Source organism: Pseudomonas sp. BTN1 (genome assembly GCF_001907715.1).
Lineage (GTDB): Bacteria > Pseudomonadota > Gammaproteobacteria > Pseudomonadales > Pseudomonadaceae > Aquipseudomonas > Aquipseudomonas paracarnis.
On record NZ_MPBM01000077.1, the window covers coordinates 133,611 to 147,361 of the forward strand.

General features: G+C 59.3%; 10 protein-coding genes and 1 pseudogene. 7 read left to right on the forward strand and 4 right to left on the reverse strand.

Features of this window, described 5'->3' with window-relative positions:
• Nucleotides 1–124: 124 nt before the first annotated feature.
• Nucleotides 125–2,860 (reverse strand): preprotein translocase subunit SecA, encoded by a 2,736-nt coding sequence (gene secA, locus BMH52_RS28185; protein ID WP_014719726.1) that lies wholly within the window; start codon nucleotides 2,858–2,860, stop codon nucleotides 125–127.
• Nucleotides 2,861–3,166: 306 nt separating this feature from the next.
• Here secA and BMH52_RS28190 point away from each other — a divergent pair, with 306 nt between their 5' ends.
• On the forward strand, nucleotides 3,167–3,622 hold the full coding sequence (locus tag BMH52_RS28190; protein WP_019821244.1) for a DUF721 domain-containing protein: 456 nt from the start codon (nucleotides 3,167–3,169) through the stop codon (nucleotides 3,620–3,622).
• Between the two features lie 4 nt (nucleotides 3,623–3,626).
• Here BMH52_RS28190 and BMH52_RS28195 read toward each other — a convergent pair whose 3' ends face one another.
• Entirely contained in the window at nucleotides 3,627–5,105 is a 1,479-nt protein-coding gene (locus BMH52_RS28195) for a helicase HerA-like domain-containing protein (protein ID WP_014719728.1), read from the reverse strand.
• Between the two features lie 205 nt (nucleotides 5,106–5,310).
• Here BMH52_RS28195 and BMH52_RS30080 point away from each other — a divergent pair.
• The 5 genes and pseudogenes from BMH52_RS30080 to BMH52_RS28215 all read left to right on the forward strand — a co-directional run.
• Nucleotides 5,311–6,342, forward strand: a pseudogene (locus BMH52_RS30080) (cache domain-containing protein); the annotation flags it as partial.
• A 93-nt stretch (nucleotides 6,343–6,435) separates the two neighbouring features.
• Complete coding sequence (locus BMH52_RS30085) at nucleotides 6,436–7,200, forward strand: methyl-accepting chemotaxis protein (RefSeq protein WP_370694806.1); 765 nt, start codon at nucleotides 6,436–6,438, stop codon at nucleotides 7,198–7,200.
• A gap of 227 nt (nucleotides 7,201–7,427) precedes the next feature.
• Nucleotides 7,428–8,549: a glycosyltransferase family 1 protein gene (locus tag BMH52_RS28205; protein WP_014719730.1), complete on the forward strand. Its 1,122-nt coding sequence runs from the start codon at nucleotides 7,428–7,430 to the stop codon at nucleotides 8,547–8,549.
• On the forward strand, nucleotides 8,542–9,294 hold the full coding sequence (locus BMH52_RS28210) for a DUF2334 domain-containing protein (RefSeq protein WP_014719731.1): 753 nt from the start codon (nucleotides 8,542–8,544) through the stop codon (nucleotides 9,292–9,294). The genes BMH52_RS28205 and BMH52_RS28210 overlap by 8 nt, the downstream gene beginning before the upstream one ends.
• The gene (locus BMH52_RS28215; protein WP_073845706.1) at nucleotides 9,282–10,391 is read left to right on the forward strand and encodes a lysylphosphatidylglycerol synthase transmembrane domain-containing protein; all 1,110 of its coding nucleotides are present in this window, start codon (nucleotides 9,282–9,284) and stop codon (nucleotides 10,389–10,391) included. The genes BMH52_RS28210 and BMH52_RS28215 overlap by 13 nt, the downstream gene beginning before the upstream one ends.
• 123 nt (nucleotides 10,392–10,514) lie before the next feature.
• On the opposite strand, the gene purU is transcribed toward BMH52_RS28215, so the two are convergent.
• Nucleotides 10,515–11,363 carry a formyltetrahydrofolate deformylase gene (gene purU / locus BMH52_RS28220; protein ID WP_019821236.1) on the reverse strand — a complete coding sequence of 283 codons (849 nt, stop codon included), beginning with the start codon at nucleotides 11,361–11,363 and terminating at the stop codon, nucleotides 10,515–10,517.
• A gap of 351 nt (nucleotides 11,364–11,714) precedes the next feature.
• Here purU and mvaT point away from each other — a divergent pair, with 351 nt between their 5' ends.
• Nucleotides 11,715–12,089, forward strand: coding sequence for a histone-like nucleoid-structuring protein MvaT (mvaT, locus tag BMH52_RS28225; protein WP_019821235.1), 375 nt, complete (start codon nucleotides 11,715–11,717; stop codon nucleotides 12,087–12,089).
• Nucleotides 12,090–12,179: 90 nt separating this feature from the next.
• Here mvaT and sbcB read toward each other — a convergent pair whose 3' ends face one another.
• Entirely contained in the window at nucleotides 12,180–13,607 is a 1,428-nt protein-coding gene (gene sbcB, locus BMH52_RS28230; RefSeq protein WP_019821233.1) for an exodeoxyribonuclease I, read from the reverse strand.
• Nucleotides 13,608–13,751 lie beyond the last annotated feature (144 nt).

The window sequence follows — 13,751 nt, forward strand, 5'->3', positions numbered from 1 at the left end:
GAATGCGCTCCTTAAAAATAGGTGATGTCTGTGCCGTCGCTATCGACGGTGGGAATTAATGGCAAAACGCCGCGACGGCAAAGGCCGGTCGCGGCGCGGGGTGTTGCAGCGTCAGGCGAAAATCTTATTCGATCTGGCCGTGGCAGTGTTTGAATTTCTTGCCCGAACCGCAGTAGCACAGCTCGTTGCGGCCCAGCTTCTGGTCATTGCGAACCGGGGTCTGGGCCAGGGCCACATCGACCTCTTCACCCAATGCTTCAGGCTCATCCAGGCCCGGCGCTTCGTCATGCTGGAACTGCATGCGCGCCGCCAGTGCTTCGGCTTCCTGACGCAGGCGTGCTTCTTCCTCGATCGGGTCTTCGCGACGCACCTGAACGTGGGACAGCACGCGGATCGAATCGCGCTTGATCGAATCCAGCAATTCGGAGAACAGCGTGAACGACTCGCGCTTGTACTCCTGCTTCGGGTTCTTCTGGGCGTAGCCACGCAGGTGGATACCGTGACGCAGGTGGTCCATGGTCGACAGGTGGTCTTTCCACAGATCATCCAGCACGCGCAATACGATCTGTTTTTCGAAGGTGCGCAGTGCTTCGGCACTCGCTTGCTCTTCTTTCTCGTTGTACGCCGCCAGCAGCTCGGCCATCAGTTTTTCGCGCAGGGTTTCTTCGTACAGGTGATCGTCTTCGTCCAGCCATTGCTGAACCGGCAAGTCCACACCGAAGTCGCTCTTCAATGCCGCTTCCAGGCCGGCAACATCCCACTGCTCAGGCAGGGACTGTGGCGGGATGTGGGCGCTGACAGTGGCGTTGAGCACGTCCTGACGGAAATCAGCGATGGTCTCGCCAATGTTGTCGGCGGCCAGCAACGTGTTACGCATGTGATAAATCACTTTACGCTGTTCGTTGTTGACGTCGTCGAACTCAAGCAGTTGCTTACGAATGTCGAAGTTACGGCCTTCTACTTTGCGCTGGGCCTTCTCGATGGCGTTGGTCACCATGCGGTGCTCGATCGCCTCACCGGACTGCATGCCCAGGGCTTTCATGAAGTTCTTCACCCGGTCCGACGCGAAGATACGCATCAGGCTGTCTTCCAGCGACAGGTAGAAACGGCTGGAACCGGCGTCACCCTGGCGACCGGCACGGCCACGCAGCTGGTTGTCGATACGGCGCGATTCGTGACGCTCGGACGCGATCACCTGCAAGCCACCGGATTCCAGCACAGCCTGGTGACGCTTCTGCCAGTCGGCCTTGATCTGGGCGATCTGCTCAGGCGTCGGGTTGTCGAGCGAGGCCACTTCCACTTCCCAGTTGCCGCCCAGCAGGATGTCGGTACCACGACCGGCCATGTTGGTGGCGATGGTCAATGCGCCTGGGCGACCGGCCTGGGCAATGATCTCGGCTTCTTTTTCGTGGAACTTGGCGTTCAGTACCTTGTGCTCGATACCTTCCTTGTTGAGCAGGTTGGACACGTGCTCGGAGGTCTCGATGGTGGCGGTACCCACCAGGATCGGACGGCCCTTGGCCATGCCATCCTTGATGTCATTGATGATCGCCGCGTATTTCTCTTCGGCGGTCAGGAACACCAGGTCGTTGTAGTCTTTACGCGCCAACGGCTTGTTCGGCGGGATGACCATCACGGCCAGGTTGTAGATCTGGTGGAATTCGAACGCTTCGGTGTCGGCCGTACCGGTCATGCCGGACAGCTTGTTGTACAGACGGAAGTAGTTCTGGAAAGTGGTGGACGCCAACGTCTGGCTTTCGGCTTGGATGTTGAGGTGTTCCTTGGCTTCGATGGCCTGGTGCAGGCCTTCGGACAGACGACGACCGGGCATGGTACGACCGGTGTGTTCGTCAACCAGTACCACCTGGCCGTCCTGCACGATGTACTCGACGTTGCGGTGGAACAGCTTGTGGGCGCGCAGGCCAGCGTACACGTGGGTCAACAGGCCCAGGTTGTGCGCCGAGTACAGGCTTTCACCTTCGGCCAATTCGCCGATCTGGGTCAGCATCTCTTCGACAAACTGGTGACCGGCTTCGTTGAGTTCGACCTGGCGGGTCTTCTCGTCGATGGTGAAGTGACCTTCTTTGGTCACCACGCCTTCCACCTCCTCGATGTGCTGCTCAAGACGCGGGATCAACTTGTTGATCTCGGTGTACAGGCGCGAGCTGTCTTCGGCCTGGCCGGAGATGATCAGCGGGGTACGGGCTTCGTCGATGAGGATGGAGTCGACTTCGTCGATCACGGCAAAGTTGAGTTCACGCTGGAATTTTTCATCCATGCTGAACGCCATGTTGTCGCGCAGGTAGTCGAAACCGAATTCGTTGTTGGTACCGTAGGTGATGTCGCAGGCGTACGCGGCGCGCTTCTCTTCCGGCGGCTGGAACGGCGTTACCACGCCGACGGTCAGGCCGAGGAATTCATACAGCGGGCGCATCCAGTTGGCGTCCCGGCGAGCCAGGTAGTCGTTCACCGTCACAACGTGCACGCCCTTGCCGGACAGTGCGTTGAGGTAAACGCCCAGGGTTGCCACCAGGGTCTTGCCTTCACCGGTGCGCATTTCGGCAATCATGCCTTCATGCAAGGTCATGCCGCCGATCAACTGGACGTCGAAGTGGCGCATGCCCATGACGCGCTTACCGGCTTCACGGGCGACCGCAAAGGCTTCGGGCAGCAGCTTGTCGAGGGTTTCACCTTTGGCTATGCGGGCCTTGAACTCTTGGGTCTTGGCGCGCAATTGCTCGTCCGACAGAGCAACCATCTGCTCTTCGAAGGCATTGACCAGCTGCACCGTCTTGAGCATGCGTTTGACTTCGCGCTCATTCTTGCTTCCAAAAAGTTTCTTTAACAAAGGCGCAAACATATCGGCAGGTTCTTCCACACATAGGGATGGAGGGCGCACCGTGAGTGGCCCGAGCAGCCCTCACGGCCGCATTGCGAACGCGCATTCTACCCGGAATCGTGGGTGAGGAAAGTGGCGTTGTTCCCCGAGGCAGGCACGGCGCTGTGAGAGGGCCTGTTTAAAATAAGGGCTTTTGCGCGAACTTCAACCCATGGAGCGCAGAAGTTACTTATTGATTTCATGGGCAAAGCCCAGCCGAGGCACGGCCGCGGGGTGTACCGGCGCTTTCTGTTAAGATAACCGCTCTGTTACCTAAGGTGTCTAAACATGGCATTTCGCCCTCTTACAGCCCGCGCGCCCGGCGTGTTGCTTCGCGAAGCCAAGCCGTTGAAAGCCATCTTTGGCCATGCCAAACGCCTGGGCCATTTGCAACGCCTGCTGGAAAGCCAGCTGCAACCTGCCGCACGTGAGCACTGTCATGTGGCGTCCTGGCGAGAAGGCAATCTGCTATTAATCGTCACCGATGGTCATTGGGCCACGCGCTTGCGTTATCAGCAAAAACGCTTGCAGCGCCAGTTGATGGCGTTTGAAGAATTCGCCGGCTTGACGCGCATTCAGTTCAAGGTACAGCCACCCACCGTGCCGCAAGGCGCAGTGGGGCATACCCTGGACCTGTCGGAAACGGCCGCCGAAACCCTTCAGGCCACCGCCGAAGGGATCAACGACCCGGGCTTGCGCGCCGCCCTGGAACGGCTGGCCGCCCATGCCCGGCCCAAAGCCTGAAACGTTATTTGCGTTTGCTGCCGCCCAATAACGAACCCAGCAGACCACGTACCAACTGGCGCCCCATCTGATTGGCGGCCTGCTGCATGGCTGACTTCAACGCCTTGCCCGCCGTGGTCCCCAGGAAGGCACCGGCCCTGTCGGTAAAGCTCGGCTCTTCGGCGGCCGGAGCAGCCTGCTCGGCAGGCCCAAGCTCCTTGCGGGCCATCAGCACTTCATAGGCAGACTCACGATCCACCGGCTTGTCATAGCGCCCCAACAGCGGCGAGCTGGCAACCAACGCTTTACGTTCGGCTTCGGTGAGCGGCCCGATCCGCGATTGCGGAGGAGCAACCAGTACGCGCTGGACGACTTCCGGCGTGCCCTTTTCCTGCAAGGTTCCCACCAAGGCCTCACCAGTGCCCAACTCTGTAAGCACCGACAAGGTATCGAATGTCGGGTTGGGACGAAAACCGTCCGCCACCGCTCGCAGGGACTTCTGTTCTTTGGCAGTGAACGCGCGCAAACCGTGCTGGATGCGCAGGCCCAGTTGCGCCAGCACCGTATCCGGCAAGTCGCCCGGCGATTGGGTGACGAAATACACGCCGACGCCTTTGGACCGGATCAGGCGCACTACCTGCTCCAGGCGCTCCTGCAAGGCTTTTGGCGTATCGGCGAACAACAAGTGCGCTTCATCGAAAAACAACGCCAGCAACGGTTTGTCGGCATCGCCGCGTTCCGGCAATTGTTCGAACAACTCTGCCAGCAGCCACAACAGGAAGGTCGCGTAGACCTTCGGCGCTTCATGCACCAGGCGGCTGGCGTCCAGCAGGTGGATGCGCCCACGCCCATCACTGGCGGGCTGCAAAATATCCTCCAATTGCAGGGCCGGCTCGCCAAACAGGGCTTCGGCGCCCTGCTGCTCCAGCACTGCCAGACGCCGCAACAAGGCCTGGCTGGAACCGGTGGTCATCAAGGCGGCGTCTTCGCCCAGTAGTTCCGGGTGATAGCGCAGGTGATTGAGCAGTGCCTTGAGGTCCTTGAGGTCCAGCAGCAACAGGCCTTCGCGGTCGGCCACTTTGAACGCCGCATAGAGCGCCGATTGCTGGCTGTCGGTGAGCTCCAACAGGCTGCCGAGCAAGAGCGGGCCCATTTCACTGATGGTGGTGCGCAACGGATGACCGGATTGGCCGTGGATATCCCACAGGGTGACCGGGTACGCCTGGGCCGTGTAATTAAGGAAGGGCATACCGGCGATGCGCTCGGCCACTTTGCCCTGGGGGTTGGCGGCGGCGCCCAGGCCGCAGAGGTCGCCTTTGATGTCGGCAGCGAACACCGCCACACCCGCATCACTGAAGGCTTCCGCCAGGCGCTGCAAGGTGACGGTCTTGCCGGTGCCCGTGGCGCCAGCGATCAACCCATGACGGTTGGCCAGGCGCATGGACTGGGCGATGGGCAGGCCGTCAAGGCCAGCACCGATAAGCAGTTGTGTGGAGTCAGGCATTTCGTCACCTATGGTTAATCTTTAGTGCCGCGAGGTCGATATAGACGGATGTAAGCCCGACAAAGACTAAAAAACGGTCAGATAATTCCGATATGGACCAACGGAGCTATCACCAGAAATACCACACCTTTTTTGACGCTGCCATTTTGCGCCTCCCGCATAGGATGCGCCTCGGATATTAAGACCTTAGCGGACCCTTCAAGCCATGAACAAAAATCTGCGCTTCAGCCACAAGATCCTGCTTGCAGCCTCCCTTATCGTCATCGCCGCTTTCGCGTTGTTTACCCTCTACAACGACTACCTGCAGCGCAACGCGATTCGTGACGACCTCAATAACTACCTGCATGAGATGGGCGACGTCACCGCCAGCAACATCCAGACCTGGCTCACCGGGCGTATCGCCCTGGTGGAAAACGCCGCACAGAACATCGCCATCAACCCTGAACAAAGCGTGGTCGCCAGCCTGCTGGAACAGAAAGCGCTGACCTCGTCATTCATGGCCACCTACGTCGGTGACAGCCAGGGCACCTTCACCATTCGTCCTGACACCAAGATGCCCGACGGCTTCGATCCGCGTGTTCGCCCCTGGTACAAGGGCGCCCAGGCCAGCAACGGTTCAACCCTGACCGAACCCTATATCGACGCGGCGACCGGGCAACTGATCATTTCTGTCGCCACGCCCAGCGCCAAGGGTGGCCAGAGCATCGGCGTAGTCGGCGGCGACCTGAGCCTGCAGACCCTGGTGGACAACATTGGCGCGCTGGATTTTGGCGGCATGGGTTATGCGTTCCTGGTCAGCGCCGACGGCAAAGTGCTGGTGCACCCGGATAAAGCCCTGGTGATGAAGACCCTGGCGGACGTTTATCCAAAAGACACGCCGAAGATCAGCGGCGATTTCAGCGAAGTGCAAGCCAACGGCAAGACCAATATCGTGACGTTCACACCGATCAAGGGCCTGCCCTCGGTGAACTGGTACCTGGGCGTTTCGGTGGATAAAGACAAGTCTTTCGCCATGCTCAGTGAGTTTCGCACCTCGGCGGTGATCGCAACGATCATCGCGGTGGTGATCATCATCGCCCTGCTCGGCATGCTCATCCGCGTCTTGCTGCAACCTTTGCACCTGATGACCCGAGCCATGCAGGACATTGCCGACGGTGAAGGCGACCTGACCCGCCGCCTGACCATCCAGAACAATGATGAATTCGGCACCCTGGGCAATGCTTTCAACCGCTTCGTCGAGCGCATTCATACCTCGATTCGCGAAGTGTCTTCAGCCACCGAGCACGTCAATGAAGTGGCCCTGCGGGTGGTCAGCGCCTCCAACTCGTCGATGGTCAACTCCGACGAACAGGCCAACCGCACTAACAGCGTCGCCGCCGCCATCAACCAACTGGGGGCCGCGGCCCAGGAGATCGCACGCAACGCCGCCCAAGCCTCCAGTCAGGCCAGCGATGCCAGGCACTTGGCCGAAGACGGCCAGCAGGTGGTTGAACGCAATATCAAGGCGATGACGCAGTTATCCAGCATGATCAGCACCTCAAGCACCAATATCGAAGCACTTAACAGCAAAACGGTGAATATTGGCCAGATCCTTGAAGTGATCACCAGCATTTCCCAGCAAACCAACCTGCTGGCGCTCAATGCGGCGATCGAAGCGGCGCGCGCCGGGGAAGCCGGGCGTGGCTTTGCGGTCGTGGCCGATGAAGTGCGCAACCTCGCTCATCGCACTCAGGAGTCGGCGCAACAGGTGCAGACGATGATCGAAGAGCTACAGGTGGGCGCCCGGGACTCGGTGACTACCATGAGCGAAAGCCAACGCCACAGCCTGGACAGCGTGGAAATCGCCAACCTGGCCGGCGAGCGCCTGAACAGCGTGACCCAGCGCATTGGCGAGATCGACGGTATGAACCAGTCGGTCGCCACCGCCACTGAAGAACAGACCTCGGTGGTGGAGTCGATCAATATGGACATCACCGAGATCAACACCCTCAACCAGGAAGGGGTGGAAAACCTGCAATCGACCTTGCGCGCCTGCTCGGACCTGGAACAACAGGCCTCGCGTTTGAAGCAATTGGTGGGCAGCTTCCGGATCTGAGGGGCAATACCGACCATTACAGCGAACGCAATGCGATCTAATGTGGGAGCGGGCTTGCTCGCGAAAGCAGTCTATCAGTTGAAGATGTACTGACTGATTCACCGCTTTCGCGAGCAAGCCCGCTCCCACAGGGGACCTGCGTTTAACAGACCGGCATAACACACCAATCCCAATCGAACATCTATCCTTACCTCAGGTCCATCTAGGGAGAGCAATGGATCGGAGGGATGTTCATCGTGCATATCGCTGACATAACCATGTTCTACGCCCCGGCCAGCGGTGGCGTACGCACTTACCTTGACGCCAAGCACCGGCGTCTGGCGCTCAAGCCGGGCATTCGCCACAGCCTGTTGATACCCGGTGCACACTTGAGCGAGCAGGACGGCATCTTCAAAGTACCGGCGCCCGCCCTGCCCTTCGGCAAAGGCTATCGCTTCCCCCTTCGTTTGGCGCCTTGGCGAAATGTCCTGCACGATTTACAGCCTGACCTGATCGAAGTTGGCGACCCTTACCTGACCGCCTGGGCCGCACTGGATGCCCGACGCCAATTGGATGTGCCAGTCATCGGCTTTTACCACTCCGACCTGCCACTGCTGGTGAGCAATCGCATGGGGCCTTGGTTTACCCCCAATGTTGAAGCCTATGTGCGCAAACTCTATGGGAATTTCGACCGAGTGCTCGCCCCCAGCCAGGTAATGGCCGACAAGCTCACCGGGCTTGGCGTCAGAAATGTCTTCGTGCAACCCCTGGGTGTAGACCTGCAAACCTTCACCCCTGAGGTACGTGACCCCGGCCTGCGCGCCGAACTGGGGATTGGCGAAGACACTCGACTACTGATCTTCGCCGGGCGCGGCTCCAAGGAGAAAAACCTGCCGGTGCTGCTCAACTGCATGAAACGCCTGGGGGAAGGCTACCACTTGCTGTTGGTGGGCTCCGGCATGCCGGCCAGCGTGCCAGACAATGTCACCGTGATTGACGGATTCCGGCCCGCCCAACATGTCGCTCGGCTGATGGCCAGCGCCGACGCCTTACTGCATGGTGGCGACCAGGAGACCTTCGGCCTGGTGATCCTGGAAGCCATGGCCTGCGGTATTCCAGTGGTCGCCGTGGCGGCCGGGGCCTTTACCGAGATTATCGACGAGCGTTGTGGCGTGCTGTGTGCGCCAAACAACCCCAAGGCCATGGCCGATGCGGTGCGCGAGTTGTTCAGTACCGACAGCCGACGCCTGGGTGCTCAGGCTCGGCGCCATGTCGAGCAGCATTATGCGTGGGACACAGTAGTCGACAGCCTGCTGGGGCATTACTGCGCCGTGCTGGGCAGCCATGAACCGATGCTCGCCCATGGCTGAGCGCGCGCTGATGCTGGTACTGCACGACGTGGCACCGCACACCTGGGCCGACTACCGGCCCTTCGTCGAGGCCGTCGATGCACTGGGCGACGTGCCCATCACTTGGCTGGTGGTGCCGGACTTCCATCACCATGACGACCTAGCCGCCCACCGCGATTTTCGGCGCCTGCTCGATAGCCGTGTCGCCAAGGGCGATGAACTCACCTTGCATGGTTATTACCATTGTGACGACCAACCTCGGCCGCGTACGCCAAAAGAATGGTTTATGCGACGCATCTATACCCACGAAGGCGAGTTTTACCAGCTGTCCGAAGCCGAGGCGTTGCGGCGGTTGACCGCCGGCATTGAGGTATTCCAGCGCAATGGCTGGCCGCTGCATGGCTTTGTTGCGCCAGCCTGGTTGATGAGCGATGGCACCCGGCAGGCATTGCGCCAGTTGCCGCTGAGCTACACCAGCGACCCACAACATTTTTATCGCCTACCGGACTTCACGCCTATCAACGCCCCTGGCCTGGTGTGGAGCGCCCGCAGTGCATGGCGCCGGGGATTGTCCAAAATCCTCACTGATCGCCGTGAACAGCGATGGCAGGCCGCCCCGCTGATCCGACTGGGTTTGCATCCGGTGGACATGCGCCACAGGTTTTCCCGCGATTATTGGCTAGACACCCTGCAACGCCTGCTCAACGCGGGGCGCGTCCCCCAAACCAAGGCCGCCTGGCTGGCGACGCAGCCATGGGCCGACTGATCTGGTTAGTGTTGGCGCTCTTGGTGGCGCTGGTGATTCCATTGTGGCTGGGCGGCGGCGAAAGCATTGCGCGCCTGCGCCAGTTTCCGTTGCCCCAGTTACTGGGGATGTTCGCCATGATCATCGGCTGCTGGCTGATCAACAGCCTGCGCATCCGCCTGTTGCTTGGCGAGCATCGCGGCCAGTTAGGGCCGCTCAAAAGCCTTGGCGTGGTGATATCCACTGAATTCGCCATGTGTGCAACTCCCGGCGGCAGCGGCGGGCCGTTGACCCTGATGGCCCTGCTGGCGCGCAACGGTATCCGCCCCGCCCATGGCAGCGCGGTGTTCGCCATGGACCAGTTGAGCGACCTGGTGTTTTTTCTCTGCGCACTGGTAGGGATCTTGCTGTATGCGCTGTTCCATAGCCTCAGCCCGCGTCTGGAGTGGTTGCTGGGGCTCAGCGCCGTGTCGATGGTGGGTGGGGTAATCAGTGGCTGGGCCGTGGTGCATGTTCACCGGCGGCTGATTCGCCTGGCGGGTTTGGCACTCAAGGCCATGAAGGTCAGTGCTACCACCCGCCGACGCTGGGCACGCCGGTTGCTGCGTTTTCTTGCGGCGTTCAGCGCCACCCTGAAACTACCCCGGAGCACCTTGCTTGGGGTCTTTGCGCTGACCAGCCTGCATTGGCTGCTGCGTTACAGCGTGCTGTACCTGGCGCTGCGCGGGTTGGGGGGCGAGGTACAGTGGGCCTGGAGCTTTCTGATCCAGATGTTATCCCTGACTGCGGGGCAGTTCAGCCTGGCGCCTGGTGGGGCCGGCGCTGCGGAATTGACGTCAGCGGCACTGCTGGCGCCCATGGTGGGCACATACACAGCGGCTGCGGCAATTCTGATCTGGCGCGCGGTGACCTACTACTTCTATTTGCTGGCCGGTGCGCCAGTGTTTCTATTGATGGTCGGCAAACCGCTGCTCAAGCGTCTTTTTCAGGGGCGGCAGGCGGCTGGTCCTGCGCCTGTGTCTGCTCCCATAAACGCGCCGCGCCTGGAAAATCAGTACCATCCTCGGCATCCAGCGCGTCCGGGTCGTAACGACTCAAACAGCCCTCGCCCAAGGTAGCAGGCGCCCGTGAGGTGGCTTTATCCAGCGGGTCGCTCATGGGAATCTCCTGAAACAGAAATAAAAAAGGGCCTGGAGAGTTTTACCTCCAGGCCCCGGTGTCTTTCAATCACAATCGCCGGGTCAGAAGACCACGGTCTTGTTGCCGTGCACCAACACGCGATCTTCCAAGTGATAGCGCAGGCCACGGGCCAGCACCATCTTCTCGACGTCACGGCCGAAGCGCACCATGTCTTCAATACTGTCGCTGTGGCTGACGCGCACCACGTCCTGCTCGATGATCGGGCCGGCGTCCAGCTCTTCGGTCACGTAGTGGCAGGTTGCACCAATCAGCTTCACGCCACGCAGGGAAGCCTGGTGATACGGCTTGGCACCGACAAAGGACGGCAAGAAGCTGTGGTGGATGTTGATCACCTTGCCAGCGTATTCGCGGCACAGTTCCGGTGGCAGGATTTGCATGTAGCGCGCCAGCACCACTACATCCGCATCATGCTGCTTGACCAGACGCGACACCTCGGCAAATGCCGGTTCCTTGTCCTGTGGGTTGACCGGCACATGGTAATAAGGGATGCCATGCCATTCGACCATGCTGCGCAGGTCATCGTGGTTGGAGATCACGCAAGCAATCTCGCAATCGAGTTCGTCGCTGTGCCAGCGGTGCAGCAGGTCTGCCAGGCAGTGGGATTCGCGGCTGGCCATCAGCACCACGCGTTTCTTCTGCTCTGTATCGGTGATGTGCCAGGTCATCGAAAACTCTTCGGCAATCGGCGCAAACGCCTCGCGGAATGCTTCCAGGCCAAAGGGCAGCGTATCGGCACGGATTTCGTGACGCATGAAAAACCAACCACTGAGATCGTCCGAGTGATGGCTCGCCTCGGTGATCCACCCATTATGGGAAGCCAGAAAGTTACTGACCTTGGCAACGATGCCAACCCGGTCCGGGCAAGCAATCACCAGCCGAAAAGTGCGCATTAGGGGAAAACTCCAGAACTTCACAAAGGCCGCTATTCTAGCGATTACGCAGAAAAACTGCAGTATTCCCTTGCACCTTATCTTGAGGCATGGCCGTGGTAACACCCCTTAACCGTGTAAGGTTTTACCACCGCTATATGACGGTACAACGGCATGCTGAGGTCAGTAGCAAAAAATTAACGCGATTATCTTTGCGCTTAACGCTGACTAATTAACTCATCGGCCAGGTTTTCTCACACACATTCAATGTCATTCACCTGAATAACGTCTTAAATGTTTACTTGATGAAATTGCCTGACTATTATTAGGCCACTCACCCTGTCAATCAGCGTTCTACATAAGGTAGTCCACATGTCACTGATCAACGAATACCGCGCCACCGAAGAAGCTATCAAAGAGCTGCAAGCCCGTTTGAAGAACCTGTCCGAAGACGACAAGCTGAAAACCGAGCTGGAATTCGAAGGCAAATTGCGCACCCTGATGGGTGAATACTCCAAATCCCTGCGTGACATCATCGCGCTGCTGGATCCAGAGTCGAAAGTTAAAGCACCGCGCGGCGCTGTGAAAACTACCGGCACCAAGCGTGCTCGCAAGGTCAAGCAATACAAAAACCCACACAACGGCGAAGTGATTGAAACCAAAGGTGGCAACCACAAAACTCTGAAAGAGTGGAAAGCCAAGTGGGGCGGTGACGTAGTTGAAGGTTGGGCAACCCTGCTGGGCTAAGCCCGGTCGGACGTTCACCCGATACGTCACACATGAAAAACGCCAGCTTGCTGGCGTTTTTTATTGTCTGAATATTCTGTAGTTATGCGCTTACAGACTCAAGCGCGCCGCTAATGAATCCACATAGTCCTGCCATTGCGCCAGCACCTGGCACTGAAACGATGTAGCACTAACCGCCAACTCCTCACGCGCCTGCTTAAATGCCAACAGGGTATTCGGCGCCCCCCACTGCGCCTCCGACAAACGTTGCTGACAGAAAAGTTTCCAGCGTTGTTGCTCGTCATTGTTCAAGGTTTCAGGAAAGTTACGCGCCCGGTAGCGAAATAATAATTCCGGCAAACGATGATCATCGAACGGCCACTGCTGACGGGCTAATTGCGCGGGCTCTGCCATGCGAACTTGCTCACATAAACGGCGGTCACGATCACCAATAAAACCCTCGTAGAGCTGCTGCTCCGGGTCCGCGTTCGACGCAAAGTCTTCCTCGGCATAAATGGCCGCTAACTTGTCCCGCCAAACTTCCTGTGCGTCAGTTAGTCGCAGCGCCCGCGCGAGGCAAGCCTCCTTATCCAGTTGCAGGCGCTCAAGATCTTGCGGGCGCAGCACCTTCAACGGCGCAACCACCGGGCAGCGGTTGATATGCAGTAGCTTGAGCGGAACCGGCAGCTCACCTTCGGCCAGCTCATCGCGGCGCGTGTAAAGACGCTGGCGCAGGGTCGCCGCATCCAGGTCCAACAGCCCTTGTGGATCGAGCCCCAGGTCACAGACGATCAAGGCATTGCGATTGCGTGGGTGCCAGGCCAGGGGCAAGACCACGCCCAGGTAATGGCGTTCGGCGGAGAAACGCCCGGAGATATGCACCATCGGTTGCAGCAACCGCACCTGATCCATGACCCGTTGTTTACTGCGCAGTTGAAACAACCATTCATATAACTTCGGTTGTTTCTCCCGGACCAACCGCGCCAGGGCGATGGTTGCACGCACATCCGACAACGCGTCATGGGCCTGGCCGTGGTCTATGCCGTTGGCCTCTGTCAAGCGTTCGAGCTTGAGGGTCACGCGCCCTTCCTGCTCGGGCCAGTTGATGCCCTCCGGCCGCAGGGCGTAGGCGGTGCGCATCACATCGATCAAGTCCCAGCGACTGTTGCCGCCCTGCCACTCGCGCGCATAGGGGTCGAAAAAATTGCGGTACAGACTGTAGCGCGTCATTTCATCGTCGAATCGCAGGGTGTTGTAGCCGGCGCCGCAGGTACCTGGCGCGGCCAATTCGGCGTGCACCCGAGTCATGAAATCGGCTTCGGCAAGGCCCTTCTCAGCGAGGATACTCGGCGTAATACCCGTGATCGCACACGCTGCCGGATGAGGCAGGATATCGTCGCTGGGCTGGCAATAAAGGTTGATCGGCGCACCGACCTCATTGAGCTCAAGGTCGGTGCGGATACCGGCTACCTGGAGCGGGCGATCGTTGCGCGGGTTGATGCCGGTGGTTTCATAGTCGTACCAGAAAATCGAGGTCACGGGCTATTCCTGTGCTGAAGACCGACAAAGTCTAGGCGCTGCAAGGCGTCCGGGGCCAGCGATACCTTACTGTATAAATATCCAGAAAAACCTCGGGTGGTTGCTTCCATCCTCGACACTGCTAGCATCCGTGTCTCTCAAGTC